We start from the raw sequence: 17,392 nt of genomic DNA, 5'->3' as shown, positions 1-17,392 counted from the left end.
CAATCAAAAAAGAAAACGACGAAGTCATTCGTTGTTTTCTTTTTTTGTACTTAAACAAGAAAAAATAGAAAATAGGACTATTTTTGATCAGAAAGGGAATTAAATGCGTATTACTATTTTAGAAGAATGATCAAGAATAGGAGATGCTCATGAAAAAGAAAGTGTTGTTTACAATTTTAATGATGATTACAATAATATTACCAAGTTTGGCTGTTGGTGCACCGATTAAAGAGCTGCAACGATTTCAAACGGCAGATTCATCAAACTATTTGGAAAATCTCAATAAAGAGATAAGGGAAAATCAACCTGTAAAAGAAGAACAAGCAGTTGAACCGCTCGCCTTAGCTTTAGCTGACAAGACTTTTGAGAAGGGGAATGAGGGAGTGGATACAGCGTTATTTATCAAAAATCAAAGAATAGAAGAATTTATTCAGGTTATTAGTGGTTTTGCTGAAAGGCTTGCATCTAAATATGATTTGTATGCTTCGGTGATGATTGCTCAAGCAATTTTAGAATCAGGAGCTGGCAGTAGTCGTTTATCCGAGGCGCCATTTTACAATTTATTTGGAATTAAAGGGGATTATGAAGGCAGATCAATAGTCATGAAGACGCAAGAAGATGATGGAGAAGGTCATTTCTATATCGTTGAGGCACTATTTCGGCAATATCCGTCATATGAAGAATCTTTAGAAGATTATGCACGCTTGTTAAAAGAGGGATTAATTGGAAATTCTGAGTTTTATAAAGGTACTTGGAAAAACGAAACTAACAATTATCAGGAAGCAACTACTTTTTTGACTGGAAAATATGCTACGGATATCCAATATGCTGAAAAATTAAATCAATTGATTACAGTTTATCAATTAACGAATCATGATGAATATAGTAAGGAAGAAGTTAATAAACTACAAAAAGATAAAGGGTTAGCAATTGATAAACTGAAAAAGAGTGAGTACCCTGTAAACATTAATACGCTGCGCGAGCTGGCCAATTAGAGTAAACAGTTAGTAAGTCTTATGTTTAACGGAAAGGTAAAAGCTAATCTCATATAATCTACATATTTTGCTTCTGATATTTTAAGGAGTATACTAAAAGTAGTGGTACTTTTTCAAAGAAAGGAATGAAAAAAAGATGTCATTTAAGAAAACAAAAGAGTTAGCGAATGGTTCAATTATTCCGCGTTTAGGTTTAGGGGTCTGGCAAGTGAAGGACGGAGCAGAAGCAGTTGATTCTGTAAAATGGGCTTTGCAAGCTGGTTATCGCTTGATCGATACTGCTGCAGCGTATAAAAATGAAGTCAGTGTTGGTGAAGGGATTCGAGCATCAGGTATTCCAAGAGAAGACATTTTCGTAACAACAAAATTATGGAATGCAGATCAAGGCTATGAGTCAACGCTAAAAGCGTTTGATGAAAGTTTAACAAAACTTGGTTTGGACTATGTTGATCTCTATTTGATCCATTGGCCTGTAGAAGGTAAATATAAGGATTCTTGGCGTGCTATTGAAGAGATCTATCAAAGTGGTCGTGCAAAAGCGATTGGGGTCTCAAACTTCCATGAACATCATCTTAAAGAGTTGTTGAAAGAAGCTAAAGTCGTCCCAATGGTTGATCAGATTGAGATTCATCCTACATTGACACAAGAACCATTACGTAAATTTTTATCAGAGAACAACATCGCAATTGAAGCGTGGTCTCCATTAGGACAAGGAAAAATTTTAGAAAATCCAACGTTAGTTGAGATCGGGAAAAAATACAATAAAACAGCAGCTCAAGTAATCATCCGTTGGCATTTGCAAAGTGATATCATCGTAATTCCAAAATCAGTTCATGAGGAACGGATTAAACAAAACTTTGATATTTTTGACTTTGAATTAAGTGGAGCAGATATGGAACGAATCAACAACCTGAATACAAATGAGCGTTTAGGTCCTGATCCAGATAATTTTGATTTCTAAATCAAAATAGACTAATTAAAAAGTACGGTAGAAGATCGATAGTTGTCGACTTCTTACCGTATTTTATTTTTATAATTGATTTACAAAATAGTCGAATAATTTAAATTCCTTAGAATCAACTTGATAGCGAAGCTCCGGGTGCCATTGAACGCCTAACAATCGTTGGCTCGCATCGATCGCTTCAATGCCTTCTACGATCCCATCTGCCGATTTTGCAGTGATTTTTAGAGACGATGCCAACGTGTTGATTGCTTGATGATGATAAGAATTGACGCGGTATGTTTGTCCAAATACTTGATACAGAGTGCTGTCTTTTTCAATTTGAATACTGTGAGTTGTGAATTGTGGTTGTGTAGGTTGCTGACCATGTTTTATAGTCCAGTCAGTGTATAACGATAAATCTTGATATAAAGTACCGCCTAGCGCAACATTGATTAATTGCATGCCGCGGCAAACGGCAAAAATCGGTTTATGTTGTTTGATCGCTTCTTTGATTAAAGCCAATTCAAAGAGATCACGATTTCGATTTGTTTCTTCAAGTTTAGGATGTGGCTCTTCTCCAAAGAAATCAGGAGAAATATCTTGTCCCCCTGCTAACAATAATTTGTCGATTTTAGAAATATAGGCAGCTGCAGTTTCCTCTGCACCAATAGGTAAAACGATAGGTAATCCGCCTGCATTTTGAACAGCTGTCACAAATCCTTGTGGTGTATAACTCACATGGTTTCCGTTAAATACATCAACCGATTGAATAATTTGATTTCCAGCAATACCGATAGTTGTTGTCATTTGATCACGTCCTCAATTAATATGTAGAATAACAGTGTATCACTTTTTCAAAAAATAAGGTTACAAATCAACTTTAAATCAGTTGCAACTAGTTAAGTACGATAATTAGCCAAAAAGAAACAGCCACTCACACCTTAGGTAAGACCTAAAAAGTAAGTAACTGTTTTTAGACTAGCGAGTACGAATAACTTCGATTTTGTAGCCATCTGGATCAGTAATAAAATAATATGATGGCGGAGTTCCTGGTAAACCTTTCATATCTGTAACAGTGAAACCAGCATTTTTTTGTTCTTCATGTAGCTTCTCAATTTCATCTGTGCTAATAGCGATATGACCGTAACCGTCTCCTAAATTGTACGCTTCATGATCATAATTATACGTTAGCTCTAGTTCATAACCGTCACCAGGTAAAGTTAGGTAAACTAAAGTAAATTTATGTTCTGGAAAATCACGACGACGGCTTTCTTCAAAATTGAATGCTTTTTGATAAAACTCCAACGACGCTTCTAAATCTTTGACACGAACACAAGTGTGAGCCATTTTCATATGAGTTATCTTCCTTTCACAAATGGATAATTATCGCAGATCATTACAAAAATCTGCAGATGTTTTTATAGTAGCATAGACTTTATGGAAAATGTGAGTAAAACGATAAGATAATACTTGTTCATGAGAAAATTCTCATGTAAAATTAGGTTAAACGATAAGGGAGTTGTTTTTATGGAAACACCGTCATTCGGTGAAAAATCGGAAACAATAGTATATCAAAAAAGGCTGGGTGCTTATATTATTGTATCAAGAAGTAATGGTGCAGAAATAGTCTTAGTTCAAGCACCAAATGGAGCTTATTTTTTACCGGGCGGCGAAATTGAACCAGGCGAAACAAAAGAAGTAGCGATTCATCGTGAAATGCTCGAAGAACTAGGGGTAGAAGTGGTGATTGGTGATTATCTGGGACAAGCAGACGAATACTTCCATTCAAGACATAGAAGTACCGATTATTATAATCCAGGTTATTTTTTTGTTGCAGATAGCTGGAAACAAGTATGTGAACCACTGGAGAAAACCAACACGATCAGTTGGGTATCCGTGGAGCAAGGAATTGAGTTGCTAAAGCGCGGTAGTCATAAATGGGCTGTGCGACAATGGCAAGCAGGGCAACAAAAATAAGAAAATAGAGTTAAGAAAGCAAATCGAGGCTGATTTGTTTTCTTTTTTTTTGAAAATGAAAACAATTATGGAAAAATCATGAGAAAATACAATCGATTTCTTGAATTTAAACGATTCGGTTCAATTATTGTTTATAAGAAATCTATTTATTGAAATGAATAAGTCGATCAAGAAACCGTTTGATCGAGATATATGACATTTGATGAATCCTTTTTATCAGATAGCTGATTTTGTTGAACTTCCTTGATTTTCAAGACCACTCTTTGTTTCAGAGGTAAACAAAATAAGGAATAAAAAGAGATTGAAACCCTTTCATAAACAGCTTATATTGAAAAGGAACCAATAAGTCGTACGCTTGGTGAATTTCAAAAGGGGTGTTGCATATTGTTAAGTGAGATGATAAAACCAGAATTTATTCAGCTAGATGTTGAAGCGCTAGATTGGGAGGATGCGATTAGAAGATCTGCCGAACCTTTACTCAATGGAGGGAAAATCACAGCTGACTATATCGAAAAAATTATTGAAACAACACAAACGCTTGGACCTTACATTGTAGTCACAAAACATGTTGCACTACCTCATGCGCCTACACAATGTGGTGCACTTGATTTAGCAATGGGAATTACAACGTTAAAAAATCCTGTTGTGTCTGGTAATGAAAGTAATGATCCTGTTAAGTATCTTTTTTGCATGAGCGCTAAAGATAGTGAGACGCATCTAGAGTCAATGTCAGAGCTAGTTAATTTATTAAGTGATCAACGTTTTTATCAGATTTTAGACACAGCGGAAAAACCAATGGATATTTTAGACTATATCATTAAAACAGAATAGGAGATGAGACGTATGCATAAAGCACTTGTAGCATGTAGAGCAGGAGTAGGTTCAAGTTTGATGTTAAAAATAAAAACAGAGCAGGTCATCAAAGAAAATGGGTTTCCAATTCAAGTTGAGCATTCCTCATTAGATGCAGTATCGGGATTTGACGGTGACTTATTGATTACTTTAGCGGATGTTGCTAAGGAGCTAGAAACACAGGGGTTAAAACAAACAATCATTGGCATCAATAACATAGTAGATAAAGTCGAGATTGAAAGTAAATTAAGTCATTTTTTGACTAGCTGACACCGCTTTACACATAAGGAGATGAAAAAAAGTGGATTTTATTATTAGTTTTTTAAGTACACCAGCAATTTTGCTTGGTATTGTTGCCTTTGTTGGACTTGTCGCTCAAAAGAAGACAGGAACAGAAATTTTAACTGGAACCTTCAAAACGATTATCGGCTTCATGGTTTTTAGTGCGGGTGGTGCATTGATGACAGGTGCTTTGCAAAATTTCAATAAACTGTTTCAAACAGGGTTCAATATTGTCGGCGTTGTTGCTTCACCTGAGGCTGCAACTGCTATGGCACAAGAGCAATACGCTCTGGTGACATCTTGTACGTTGATTTTAGGATTTGTAATGAACTTAATTTTTGCGCGGATCACACCAATGAAAAATATCTTTTTTACAACGGGTCATAGTTTATTTTTCGCCTGTGTTCTGTCTTTGATCATCAAATCCCACGGCATTTCAGATATTGCAGCAATTATTATTGGCGGAACGATCTTAGGATTTTGTTCAGCAGCGTTGCCTCAGCTATGTCAACCTTTTATGCGAAAAATTACTGGGAGTGATGATGTTGCGATCGGCCATTTTAATATGATTGGTTACTCATTGTCAGGCTATATTGGTAAACTGTTTAGTAAACATGAAGATAAAAGTACAGAACATATCAATTTTCCTAAATGGCTCTCTTTTTTCAGAGACTTTTTAATGGGTGTTGCAGTGATTATGTTGATTCTATTTTATGTATCCGCTTTAAAAGCTGGTCGTGATGTTACACAGGAATTGGCTGGAACTACTCACTGGTTAGTTTTCCCAATGATTCAAGCATTTACATTTACTGCAGGAATGTCAATTTTAATGACAGGTGTCCGGATGTTTTTAGCGGAAATTACAGCAGCGTTCGTTTCAATATCAGAGAAGTTTATTCCAAATTCTCGTCCAGCTCTAGATGTACCAACGGTTTTCCCATATGCTCCAATAGCCGTGATCGTAGGTTTTCTGTCAGCATACGCAGCCGGACTCGTTGGTGTAGCAATCATGGTGATTTTTAAATTCCCAATTGTGATTATTCCAGCAGCTCACATTTGCTTTTTCTCTGGAGGAACGGCTGGTGTTTTTGGAAACTCGACTGGCGGCTGGCGTGGTGCTGTTGCAGGATCATTTATTGTTGGGTTATTACTAGCCTTTTTGCCAACGATTCTTTATCCGGTTTATGGCAGCATGGGCTTGGAAGGCTCGACTTTCCCTAATATTGATTACAATGTAATCGGTATTTTTATTGAAAAAGTATTAAATCTATTTTCTTAATTGAATAGATTGGAGGTTGAGATAAAATGGAAACACAAGAAACAGATCAAGTATTGCTTCGCTTTTTTGAAACTACATCTGGAGAAATCAATAAATTTATTCAAACAATATCAGTAGAACCTTTACTTGAAGCAAAGAAATTGATTCTTTCTTCAGAAAAACAAGGAGGGCGAGTCCACGTGACGGGGATCGGTAAGCCTGGTCATGTCGCTGAATACATTGCATCACTATTATCATCTACAGGCACACCAGCTTATTTTTTAGATGGTACAGAAGCAATCCATGGCTCTGCAGGACAAGTTCGATCTGGCGACATTGTACTTTCAATTTCAAATAGTGGTGAAACAGCTGAACTCAAAAAAACTGTTCAAACACTTAAAAATAATGGCGCTAAAATTATTTCTATTACAGGCAAAAAGAATTCTTGGCTCTCAAAAAATAGTGACTGCTTTTTGTTTGCTGGTGTAGAGCAAGAGGGCGATCCTTTAAATAAGCCACCTCGAGCTTCTATTTTGGTAGAAGTACTACTCCTTCAAGCGTTGAGCGTCTTATTACAGCAGGAAAAGGGGATCACCAATACAGAATACGTGAAGTGGCATCCAGGAGGAACTTTAGGGCAAAGTATTTTAACCTAGTAAAGAAAGGACGAACGATAATGAAAGCAGAAGGAATTATTACGGCGATGGTCACTCCCTTAGATAAGACGAATAAAATAGATGCTAGTGCCACCAAACAATTAGTTAATCGTTTGATCAATAAAAAAGTAAATGGTCTGTTTATCCTTGGAACGAATGGGGAATTTCATGTCTTAAGTGATTTAGAAAAGTTGCGGTTTGCTGAAATAGTGATTGCCGAGACTCGTGGTAGACTCCCTGTTTATGTAGGGACAGGAGGAAACAGTACGGACCAAGTCATTTCTTTATCCAAAGAAATGACAAGTCTTGGTGCAGATGCGCTATCTGTGATTACGCCATACTTTGTAGCGCCAACGGAAGCGGAATTGATCCAACATTATTTAACAATTGCCGAAGCGAATATTGCACCTATTTTACTCTATAATATACCTAAAAATACTGGAACGAATATTAGCCAACATGTAGTTGAGATGGTCGCTGGGCATCCAAATATTATCGGTATCAAAGATAGCAGCGGGAATATCGAAATGATCAAAGAATACTTAGCGATAGCTAAAAACCATGATTTTTCGGTTTTATCGGGATCTGATTCTTTGATATTATCTGGTTTAAAAGCTGGAGCTACAGGAGCCATTGCGGCTACTTCCAATGTTTTAACTGAAATCGATGTGGCTATTTATCGTCACTGGTTAGAAGGTGAAATAGAAAAAGCACAGGTGATGCAGGATAGCATAGAAGAATTTCGACGTATTTTAAAGCTAGGAACGATTCCATCGGTGTTAAAAGCTGCTATCTGTCATCAAGGTATCGCAGTTGGAACAGCACGCTTACCAGTTCAACCGCTGAGTGTCGAAGCATTATCTGAAGTAACACAGGTTATGAATCATTACACAGAAAAATTTGGGTCGTTATAGAGGAGGGCCAACCATGTTCCGAACAAATATATTAAATCGAATCGAAGCAACAAAGATTATGGCGATTGTCAGAGTAGAAACGCTAAAAAGAGCAATAGAAATTGCAGATGGCTGTCTAGCAGGTGGCGTAGATTGTCTAGAAATCAGCTATACATTACCAAATGCTGGTGAAATGATTAAACAGTTGAATGAACAATACCAAGAGAAATTATTGGTCGGTGCTGGAACTGTGTTAGATAGCGAAACGGCTAGATTGGCAATTTTAGCAGGAGCAAAATTCATTATTGCGCCAAACTATAATGAATCTGTTTGTAAACTTTGCAACCGATATCAAATTCCCTATATGCCAGGCTGTACTAGCGTAACGGAAATGTTGACGGCAATTGAAGCTGGCGCAGCAATGGTCAAAGCATTCCCAATTTCAAGCTACTATGGTCCGACCGTGATAGCAACATTAAAAACACCAACACCCTATCTGCCAATCATGTCATCTGGCGGTGCTAATTTAACGAATATTCATGAGTGGTTAGAAAGTGGCGTGGATTGTATAGGGGTTGGCAGTCTTTTGACGAAAGGCACTCAAGAAGAGATCATGGAGAATGCTAAACAACTAAAACAAGCTGTCATTAAACACAGAACTCAAAAAGATTAGAGCTACTATTAAAAAAAGTTGCTTTTGGAGGAGGGGATTGAATGACTGATGAGCGATCCAGAAAACTAATGAAACGTTTGATCGAACGTTCGATACATGAAATAAATGAATTAGCTACACAAACTGGTTTAACTAAAAGACAATTAGAATATTCGTTGGAAAAAATCAATGAATTGCTTGCATTAGAAACCGAAGCCAAATTAGTGATCGAAAATAATCGGATCATTTTAACCAACCAACTCCGAGAGCATTTTATTGCAATACTTTCAGACAAGACATATGCTAAAGGGTATTTGATGAATGCTTTTGAACGATCAAAATATCTGTATTTATTACTATTTTATTATGCAGATGAGTATCTTTCAATCAATCATTTTATCGAAGAACTCGGAGTTGGCAAGACAACAATCGTCAATGATCTGAAAAATTTAACAGTTGAGTTGGAAAGTAAAAATATTCAACTTGTTTATACAAGAAAAGATGGTTATCGATTATCAGGAAATGAAGAGCACATTCGCTATCATTTGATGAAAATGATTATTTTAGATTCAACTGAAAATAACACGGTCTTTATCTATGATCAGTTTATCCAAAAACATCACATTGAAATAGTCGAAGCAACAAAGCAACTGATTGAAGAATATACAACACAATATGGTCTTTCATTTGTAGAAAATCGCTTGATCGAATTTTTATATACATTTATTTTTCTAAAGAAACGACTACTGACAACCACAACTGTTTTTTATGACAAATTCCAATTGAATGCTTTGATTGCTATGAAGGAATATCAATTTTCCAAAAGTATTTTGGCCCAATCTGGCATTGAGGATGAGTCCGCTTATTTGTATCTTTGTGCGTGGATTTTAGGCTTGTCTGTTGGGCGTCCGAATGACTCTACTAAGGATTATGAAACGATTCTGGAACTTGTTAAGCGGATTATTTTACGTTTTGAAGCGATATCGGGTATTCGTTTTAATAATCAAGAGTTAGTAGTTCGCCAACTATATGCTCATCTGAGGCCAGCGTATTACCGTTTATATTTTAAGCTGCCGATTGTTAATCCGTTACATAATCGGATCAAAGATGAATATCATGAATTATTCAATATTGTTGAGGAAACATTAAAACCGATTGCTTCATTATTTGAACATCCGATTCCTGAAGACGAGGTTGCTTTTTTAACCATGCATTTTGCTTCTTTATGTTCAAATTTCGATGAATACACGACTTCTCAAAAGGTCGCGTTGATCGTTTGTCCAAATGGGATAGGGAGTTCATCAATTGTGTACACAGAGCTGAAATCTCTGTTTCCAGAGCTATCCTTTTTAGGCCCAGTCGAAACGAATGAGATTGAACGTCTGTCAGATTCTTATGATTTGATTTTTTCGACTGTTCCAAATATTCGACTTTTTTATACGAAGAAGCCTGTATATATTGTTAGTCCGATCATGAATACACAAGAAAAATATCGCTTGATCAGTGATGTATACACGCAAATCGGTAATTTTAATTTTAAGTTGCCAAGTGTTGGAAAAATTATGGAAATCATTCAACGACATACGGCTGTATTAGAAGGCTCTGCGCTAGAAAAAGAGTTATATGAGTACTTGATCAACCAAGATGAGCCGAGCCAATTGGATGATGGTGGTCCAAGTTTGTTTGAAATAACAGCTCCTGAATTGATTCAGTTAAATATACCTGCAAAAAACTGGGAAGAAGCGATTCGTTTTTCAGCAGCATCATTATTGAAAGAAGGACGGATTACCCGAAACTATATTGACACCATAATCGAAACTGCAAAAAAAGAAGGACCTTATATGGTGATATCTAAACATGTGGCGTTACCCCATGCTAGACCGATAGATGGTGTTGAGCAGTTAGGGATGAGTATCAGTGTCCTAAAACAGCCGATTCTATTCGGCAGTAAGGAAAATGATCCAGTCAAATATATATTTTGTTTAGCTGCTACAGAAAATAATCGACATTTAAACGCAATGGCGGAATTAGTTAATTTATTAGATGATCCTCAATTTTATTCTCTACTTGATACATGTCAAGATCCCTACGAGGTTTATCAATATCTAACTCAGAAGAAACGATCTTTAGTAGAAAACAACTAAGATGGCTACTAAAAAAAGCAGTTTGCAAAATAACTGCAAGCTGCTTTTTAATTTGAATCAACGATGAGGTCGAGACAGAAGGGGTTATTCCGAGAACAAATTAGGGACTGTGCACCATGCTCGTACCTCGCTGTGTTTACAGCAATAAGACTATTACATATATTTTAGCAAAATTTCTGCAACACCGTCTTCATCATTACTTGTTGTTTGAATATCGGCTGCTTGCTTTACACTTTCAGTTGCATTGCCCATCGCAACACCAATACCAGCATACTCAATCATAGATAGATCATTTTCGTTATCACCAATCGCCATTGTTTCTGCTTGAGTAATCCCTAAATGTTCTGCAAGTTTTGCTAATGCATTGCCTTTGCTTGCTTCTTTATTTAAGATTTCATAGTAAAATTCAGTACTTTTGACGGTTGTATACTTATCGACAAATGTTTCAGGTAACTGCTTGATTGCCTTATCTAAAATAGCTGGTTCATCAATCATCATCATTTTAATGATCGACATATCTGATGTCATTTCTTCAACGGTTCGGTATTTAAGTGGCATATCTACTAGATAGGCTTCGTGTACTGTGTATTTACCAATATCACGATTGGCGGTGTAGATTGCTTGGTCATCAATCGTGTGCAAATGGACACCTGCTTTGCGTGACATCGCTTCGATTTCTAAAAAGTCATCATGGCTTAAGCCATACTGAGAGATGATTTCATTTGATTTTGTTGCTTGGACTAGAGAACCATTGTAAGTAATCACGTAATCATTATCACCATACAAATCTAATTCGGCTAATTGCTCTTTAACGCCGGGTAAAGGTCGTCCCGTGCATAAAACAATATACATGCCATTTTCGTTAGCTTTTTGCAGTGTCTCTTTCACCTTAGGACTGATTTTCCGGTTTGAATCTAGTAATGTTCCATCAATATCGATTGCAACTAATTTGACTGTCATAACTTCCTCCTGTAATAACTTCTTATTTTTTCCCTTCAACTAATGCACCATTGTGAATATAGGCAGCAAATTCACGGTAAGTATCATCAAATAAATCATAATGTTGTTGTCTTTTAGGGTCAACCATTTCTTTTGGGAAATAAAAGCGTTCATCGATCTGCGTTTGACCTGCAAGCGCTGCGACTAAGTGACTGATTTTAGATAATTCAATTAAGGTACCATCTTTTTGCATGATTTCAATTTGTGTACGATGGCTATTTTTTTCTGGACGATAAAAGTCGTACGGTAGATCATAGCTTGAATTGATAGCAGTATAATATTTGGGATTATAACCGACCTTCTCGATCAAGGCTTGCAGGTGACGTATCGTCACAGAATCTTGATCGCCAGAAAACGTGACTGATTTTAGCGGTTTACGGATCAAGAAACGATTAGCCAAATCATTCAGAATTGGATCTGGTAAAAAAGTCCATTGCGTAAAGTAAGTGTTCAAGACACCATCATCTAATTTTAAATATTCTTGCAAGGAAAAATTTCCCTTAAAAAAAGGGACCAAAAGTTGGGAATGCAGTTGATAGTCTTCAGGCTGTTGTTCATACAATTCCTTAGCACGATGAAGTAAATGATCTAAAATAACTTCCATTCCTCTGGAAACAGGGTGGAAATAGACCTGAACATACATTTGATAGCGACTGACAATATAGTCTTCAACCGCATGCATACCGTTCATGGCAAATGCCAGGCCATCTTTATAAGGGCGAATCACTCGTAAAATCCTTGTCAGGTCAAATGTTCCATATTCAGTTCCAGTAAAATAAGCATCTCGCAATAAGTAATCCATCCGATCGGCATCGATTTGACTAGAAATCATTTGAACAACTTGGGGATTCGGATATTTTTTAGTAATGACACTAGCAACTTTGTTTGGAAAATCAGCCGAAACACGATTCAATATTTGAAAAACTTCTGTTTCTGGTGAAGTAATGATTTCTACTGTGATCGCTTCATGATCCGTATTGAAGATATGTTCAAACGTATGAGAGTACGGGCCGTGACCGACATCGTGAAGTAAAGCAGCACAAAGCGTCACTAACCGTTCATTATCATCCCAACCATCCGATCCTATTCGCTCAGATGAATAATTACGTTGAAAAATATCACAAATACGGCGAGTAATTTCGTAGACGCCTAGAGAATGAGCAAAACGACTGTGTTCTGCGCCATGAAAGGTAAAAGAAGAGGTACCTAATTGTTTGATTCTCCGCAAACGTTGGACTTCTGCAGAATTGATTAGATCTAAGATAACTTGGTGTTGGACATGAATATAGTTATGGACAGGGTCTCTAAAAACTTTTTCGATTGGTAAAATTTGATATTTATATGGCGTTGGCATATTTTCACTCCTTATCGCTGGTCAGTCCAATAATTGGTTTCGCTGTTGCATTTTATTCATTTGTTTGCTGATTTCAGAAGTAAACCATTCAGATGTGAATAGTGTTGGTAGTGTTTGGTTATCAAATACGTTTGATTTATTCTCAGCTAAGACAGCACGCAATCGTTGTTTCACTTCTTGAACAGTTAGTGTTTTATGAAGCAAGTCTTCTAAATTTGCCATCACAGTTGGATCAACTGGAGGGTAGCCATTTTTACCAAAACTTTCAGGCAAACTGGCTTTATAAAAACGGCGAACACTTTCCCCACGCTTTTGTTGGTTACCATTGACACTGATATATAACATAATCGCCGTGCCATCTTTTACTCTTCGTTGAGCTGTCCCAGCAAATTTTTTACCGTTGATGCTCAAATCAAATGTACCAGGACAGTAAGACTCGCTGATTTCAAAAGCCTCAATAGAATGGTCAGAATCTTCAAAAGCCAATTTGATCCAGTTCCACATAAGGGTATAGGCTTCATCAATGCTCATTTTTTTATTCGTAGGATTTGGTAGTATTAGTGAAACATTTAAAACACCCTCATCTGCAATGACACCTAAGCCGCCAGCATTTCTGATTACAACGTTATAGCCATCCTGTTTCAACGCAGTCAATCCACTGTTCAAATCAGCAACTCGAGTATCTTTCATACCAAGAATCATCGCTTGATCAAGTTGCCAAAAATGAATGATCGGCTGCTGATTGATCCCAGAGAATGTAGTTAAAACATCAGTCAAGGCAAAAGGTAGAAAATAATCTGGTTTCATTAATAATTCTTGATCATATAAAAAGACTGTATTGGTTGTGAATAATTCATTTAAATTAGTCATCTTGATTTTCATCCTGTTTTACGCGAGAAACGTAATCTTTCACTTCTTTATTCATTTGATTATATTCATTTGTAAAGCGCATTGGTTTACTAATGATCCGCATCGGCATAGTAGCTAAAAATTTACTGAAGTCTTGTCTAGCTTCTTCGGTTAAGCGCCCTGGCTTAGAAACTAAGCGTTCATATAAATAATGATAAAATTGATTCATTGCATCAATATCAATACTCATTTGGTTGTGACACTCAGTACATTCGATACTAGAAATGATCTCATTCATATATTGAATGTCATGGAGCGTTTCTTTTTGGCAATGCATACAAAATAACATCGCTTCTTCATCATGAAATAACATTTGTCTCCACCTCCATGTTCTATTATATACGATTTAAACCAAAAATCATGCAAATCTGAGCAGAAATGACTTGGAAAAGAGAGAATTTTTAAGGAAAACCAAAAATTGACGAGAAAATCTTGCTATCGCTTAAAGAAAACTATAGAATGTTTACATATGATTCGGGAGGGAACAATTGTAAAAAGGAGCGAGAAAATGAAACAAGTAACTGTAAAAGAGGAGCCAACCACATCAATTGATGAGCTAGAGGCATTAAAGAAAATGTGGCAAATACGAATTTTTGAAGAAACGCTTCAAGAACTTTTTGATGCTGGGGAGCTATACGGAACGATGCATTTGTGTATCGGACAAGAAGCAACGGCAGTTGGTGGCGCAAGTCTCTTAAACGAAAGCGACTGGATCGTTTCCACGCATAGAAATCACGGCCACTGTATCGCTAAAGGGACAGATATTAGAAGTATGTTTGCTGAGATGCTGGGGAAAAAAACAGGGACAAATGAAGGCAAAGGAGGCAGCATGCATATTGCAGATCTTGCAGTAGGAAATCTAGGCTCAAATGGTATCGTGGGCGCAGGCTTTCCTATTGCGGCAGGGGCAGCTTTGAGTGCCCAAATGCAAGGAACAAAACAAGTTGTCCTTTGCTATGCTGGAGATGGCGCGACCAATGAGGGTAGTTTTCACGAAGCTTTAAACTTGGCCTCTATTTGGCAATTACCAGTTATTTATTTCATTGAAAATAATCAATATGGAATGAGTAGTTCGATCGAACAAATGGTCAACATAGAGAAATTGTCTGAGCGTGGGAAAAGCTACGGTATCCAAGGTATAACGATTGATGGCAACGATCTATCAGTTGTCTCAAATACTGTTTCTAAAGCAGTGAAGAAAGCCAGAAACGGTGGTGGACCGACACTAATCGAAGCGTTGACCTATCGCCACAAAGGTCATTCAAAATCAGATAAGTTGAAGTACCGATCAGATGATGAGTGTCGTCAGTGGCAAGAACACAATGACCCTATTTTACGCTTAGAAAAAAAACTGCTTGAACATAATGAAATTACAAGCAAGGGAATCAGACAGTTAGAACAATCGATCCGACAAGAAATGGCTGATTTAGTCGCCTCAGTAAAATTAGATGATGAGCCCACGAAAGCAGATTTATGGACTCATGTTTATGCGGAGGAAAAAATATGAGAACAGTCACGTATTTACAAGCAATCAATGAAGCACTAGATGAAGCGTTGGCACAAGATGAGCAAGTGTTTCTTTTAGGTGAAGATATTGGGGTATATGGTGGCGGCTTTGGTGCCACCAGCGGACTTCAAGAAAAATATGGAAAACAACGTGTTCGTGATACACCAATCTCTGAGAGTGCTATTGCAGGTGCTGCGGTAGGCGCGGCTATGACCGGTATGCGTCCCATAATGGAATTACAATTTTCTGATTTTATTACTGTGGCAATGGATCAGTTGGTCAATCAAGCAGCGAAAATCCATTATATGTACGGTGGAAAAGCGAATGTTCCTCTTGTAATGCGGACAGCAGCTGGATCAGGTACAGGAGCTGCGGCTCAACACTCTCAAAGCTTGGAAAATTGGATGGCACATATTCCAGGCTTAAAAGTGATCCAACCAACTACGCCTTACGATGCAAAAGGCTTGCTTCACGCTGCAATAAAAGACAATAACCCTGTTATGTTTTATGAACACAAACTATTATATCAAACGGAGGGCGTCGTACCAGCAGAATCTTACACGATACCGATCGGTGTGGCTGATGTTAAACGAGTAGGGAATGATGTTACGATTATTGCGACAGGGATCATGGTCAGTAAATCTTTAGCCGCTGCTGAAATCGTAAAAGAAAAAGGAATTTCAGTGGAAGTCATTGATCCAAGAACTTTGGTTCCCTTAGATGAAGAAACACTATTAACTTCAGTCGAAAAAACGAATCGAGTAATCATCGCAACAGAAGCAGTTAAAAATAGCGGATTTAGTGGTGAACTAGTTTCAATCATCGCCGAGTCTAAAATCAGTCTGAAGTTGAAAGCACCAATCGTCCGATTAGGCGGGGAATTTGTACCAATGCCTGCTCAAAAAACGTTAGAGGCCCATGCAATACCTCAAATCGATTCGTTAGTTCAAGCCGTGGAACAACTAATGAAAGAGGTTGACAATTAACGATGAAAATTAGTGAAGATCGTAGAAAAATGTTGAAAATCGTCACGATGTATTACGAGCAAGGGTTGACACAAGCCATAATTGCTAAAAAAATGGGGATCTCTCGACCAGTTATATCAAAAATTTTACAACAGGCAAAAGAATCAGGGGTTGTTTCCATTTCAATCAAGGATGAATCTGCATATGCGGTTGAGTTAGGGTTGCGTCTTGAGCAAAAATACCAACTTGATGACGTAATCGTAGTTCCTACAAATGAACAAAAACAAAGTCAATCAGTCAAAAAAGAGGTCAGCCGAATTGCGGCATTTTATCTTAAAGAACGATTGAATGTCGAGATGAACATCGGTTTATCATGGGGTACAACACTAGCAGATATGATTGATGAGATGCCCTATTCTTCATTTCCAACGATCAACATTGCTCCTTTAGTCGGTGGTGTCTCTAGTGAGCATCTTTACTTTGATACAAACCATTTAGTTTTCAGATTAGCTGAAAAGCTCAATAGTCGTTGCCAGTATTTTTATGCCCCAGCATTAGCTGAAAGTATTGAATTAGCCACGGTTTTAAATAAGTCTCAATTGGTTAGTAAAGCTCTGGAGCAAGCAAAGCATGTTGACTTTGCGATTATCGGCGTAGGAAATCCAAACGAAAGCTCTACTTGGAAACGACTTGGATATATCGAAGCAAATGAATTACAGATTATTAAAGAAACGGGGGTCAAAGGGGATGCTGTAGCATCCTTATTTGACAAAAATGGCCAAACAGTCAACAATGAAATAAGCCAGCGAATGTTAGGCATTAAGGTAGAGGATTTAGTCAACATACCAGATGTAATGGTGATTGGCTGCGGTGAGGAAAAAGCAGAGGGCATCAAACCATTATTGATTGGGCGCTGTTGTTCTATTTTAGTTATTGATCAAACGATTGCGGAAGCTTTGGCTTGAAATCGTGCGGAAAAAGGATAGAATGTACTAAGGATAAAAGT

The 17,392-nt window shown here is 37.3% G+C and carries 19 protein-coding genes; 13 read left to right on the top strand and 6 right to left on the bottom strand.

Going from position 1 to position 17,392, the window contains the following annotated elements; all coding sequences use genetic code 11:
• Positions 1–149 precede the first annotated feature (149 nt).
• Positions 150–995 carry a glucosaminidase domain-containing protein gene (locus A5866_RS03155; protein WP_254907552.1) on the top strand — a complete coding sequence of 282 codons (846 nt, stop codon included), beginning with the start codon at positions 150–152 and terminating at the stop codon, positions 993–995.
• Positions 996–1,131: 136 nt separating this feature from the next.
• On the top strand, positions 1,132–1,956 hold the full coding sequence (locus A5866_RS03150; protein ID WP_086444408.1) for an aldo/keto reductase: 825 nt from the start codon (positions 1,132–1,134) through the stop codon (positions 1,954–1,956).
• Between the two features lie 69 nt (positions 1,957–2,025).
• On the opposite strand, the gene A5866_RS03145 is transcribed toward A5866_RS03150, so the two are convergent.
• Positions 2,026–2,745 carry a gamma-glutamyl-gamma-aminobutyrate hydrolase family protein gene (locus tag A5866_RS03145; RefSeq protein ID WP_086444409.1) on the bottom strand — a complete coding sequence of 240 codons (720 nt, stop codon included), beginning with the start codon at positions 2,743–2,745 and terminating at the stop codon, positions 2,026–2,028.
• A 171-nt stretch (positions 2,746–2,916) separates the two neighbouring features.
• Positions 2,917–3,291 (bottom strand): VOC family protein, encoded by a 375-nt coding sequence (locus A5866_RS03140; RefSeq protein ID WP_069644781.1) that lies wholly within the window; start codon positions 3,289–3,291, stop codon positions 2,917–2,919.
• A 174-nt stretch (positions 3,292–3,465) separates the two neighbouring features.
• Between A5866_RS03140 and A5866_RS03135 the strand changes: the two genes are divergently transcribed.
• From A5866_RS03135 to A5866_RS03100, 8 genes are all read left to right on the top strand, one after another.
• Positions 3,466–3,915 (top strand): NUDIX hydrolase, encoded by a 450-nt coding sequence (locus A5866_RS03135; protein ID WP_086279375.1) that lies wholly within the window; start codon positions 3,466–3,468, stop codon positions 3,913–3,915.
• A 384-nt stretch (positions 3,916–4,299) separates the two neighbouring features.
• Positions 4,300–4,746, top strand: coding sequence for a PTS sugar transporter subunit IIA (locus A5866_RS03130; RefSeq protein WP_086444410.1), 447 nt, complete (start codon positions 4,300–4,302; stop codon positions 4,744–4,746).
• Positions 4,747–4,758: 12 nt separating this feature from the next.
• Positions 4,759–5,037 carry a PTS sugar transporter subunit IIB gene (locus tag A5866_RS03125; RefSeq protein WP_086279377.1) on the top strand — a complete coding sequence of 93 codons (279 nt, stop codon included), beginning with the start codon at positions 4,759–4,761 and terminating at the stop codon, positions 5,035–5,037.
• A gap of 31 nt (positions 5,038–5,068) precedes the next feature.
• Positions 5,069–6,328 carry a PTS ascorbate transporter subunit IIC gene (locus tag A5866_RS03120; RefSeq protein ID WP_086444411.1) on the top strand — a complete coding sequence of 420 codons (1,260 nt, stop codon included), beginning with the start codon at positions 5,069–5,071 and terminating at the stop codon, positions 6,326–6,328.
• A 26-nt stretch (positions 6,329–6,354) separates the two neighbouring features.
• Positions 6,355–6,963, top strand: a complete 609-nt coding sequence (locus A5866_RS03115) for an SIS domain-containing protein (protein WP_086444412.1) — start codon at positions 6,355–6,357, stop codon at positions 6,961–6,963.
• 20 nt (positions 6,964–6,983) lie between these two features.
• On the top strand, positions 6,984–7,877 hold the full coding sequence (gene dapA / locus A5866_RS03110) for a 4-hydroxy-tetrahydrodipicolinate synthase (protein WP_086444413.1): 894 nt from the start codon (positions 6,984–6,986) through the stop codon (positions 7,875–7,877).
• Positions 7,878–7,890: 13 nt separating this feature from the next.
• Positions 7,891–8,529, top strand: coding sequence for a ketohydroxyglutarate aldolase (locus A5866_RS03105; protein WP_086279381.1), 639 nt, complete (start codon positions 7,891–7,893; stop codon positions 8,527–8,529).
• 41 nt (positions 8,530–8,570) lie between these two features.
• Positions 8,571–10,652: a BglG family transcription antiterminator gene (locus A5866_RS03100; RefSeq protein ID WP_086444414.1), complete on the top strand. Its 2,082-nt coding sequence runs from the start codon at positions 8,571–8,573 to the stop codon at positions 10,650–10,652.
• A 153-nt stretch (positions 10,653–10,805) separates the two neighbouring features.
• Here A5866_RS03100 and yidA read toward each other — a convergent pair whose 3' ends face one another.
• The 4 genes from yidA to A5866_RS03080 are packed head-to-tail and all read right to left on the bottom strand — an operon-like array spanning position 10,806 to position 14,227.
• The gene (yidA, locus tag A5866_RS03095) at positions 10,806–11,612 is read right to left on the bottom strand and encodes a sugar-phosphatase (RefSeq protein WP_086444415.1); all 807 of its coding nucleotides are present in this window, start codon (positions 11,610–11,612) and stop codon (positions 10,806–10,808) included.
• 22 nt (positions 11,613–11,634) lie between these two features.
• On the bottom strand, positions 11,635–13,005 hold the full coding sequence (locus tag A5866_RS03090; protein WP_086444416.1) for an HD domain-containing protein: 1,371 nt from the start codon (positions 13,003–13,005) through the stop codon (positions 11,635–11,637).
• Positions 13,006–13,026: 21 nt separating this feature from the next.
• The gene (locus A5866_RS03085; RefSeq protein WP_086444417.1) at positions 13,027–13,875 is read right to left on the bottom strand and encodes a lipoate--protein ligase family protein; all 849 of its coding nucleotides are present in this window, start codon (positions 13,873–13,875) and stop codon (positions 13,027–13,029) included.
• On the bottom strand, positions 13,868–14,227 hold the full coding sequence (locus tag A5866_RS03080) for a hypothetical protein (protein WP_086279386.1): 360 nt from the start codon (positions 14,225–14,227) through the stop codon (positions 13,868–13,870). Before A5866_RS03080 ends, A5866_RS03085 begins: the two co-directional genes overlap by 8 nt.
• A 195-nt stretch (positions 14,228–14,422) precedes the next feature.
• Here A5866_RS03080 and A5866_RS03075 point away from each other — a divergent pair, with 195 nt between their 5' ends.
• Genes A5866_RS03075 through A5866_RS03065 form a run of 3 tightly spaced genes read left to right on the top strand, consistent with a single transcriptional unit; the run spans position 14,423 to position 17,351 of the window.
• On the top strand, positions 14,423–15,421 hold the full coding sequence (locus tag A5866_RS03075; RefSeq protein WP_086444418.1) for a thiamine pyrophosphate-dependent dehydrogenase E1 component subunit alpha: 999 nt from the start codon (positions 14,423–14,425) through the stop codon (positions 15,419–15,421).
• Positions 15,418–16,407: an alpha-ketoacid dehydrogenase subunit beta gene (locus tag A5866_RS03070; RefSeq protein WP_086444419.1), complete on the top strand. Its 990-nt coding sequence runs from the start codon at positions 15,418–15,420 to the stop codon at positions 16,405–16,407. The genes A5866_RS03075 and A5866_RS03070 overlap by 4 nt, the downstream gene beginning before the upstream one ends.
• A 2-nt stretch (positions 16,408–16,409) precedes the next feature.
• On the top strand, positions 16,410–17,351 hold the full coding sequence (locus A5866_RS03065) for a sugar-binding transcriptional regulator (protein ID WP_086279389.1): 942 nt from the start codon (positions 16,410–16,412) through the stop codon (positions 17,349–17,351).
• The last annotated feature ends 41 nt before the right edge of the window (positions 17,352–17,392 follow it).

The sequence above is a fragment of the Enterococcus sp. 12C11_DIV0727 genome (assembly GCF_002148425.2).
Taxonomy (GTDB): domain Bacteria; phylum Bacillota; class Bacilli; order Lactobacillales; family Enterococcaceae; genus Enterococcus_L; species Enterococcus_L lemimoniae.
Note: the sequence above shows the minus strand (reverse complement) of the source record. Positions and strands in the feature narration are given on the sequence as shown.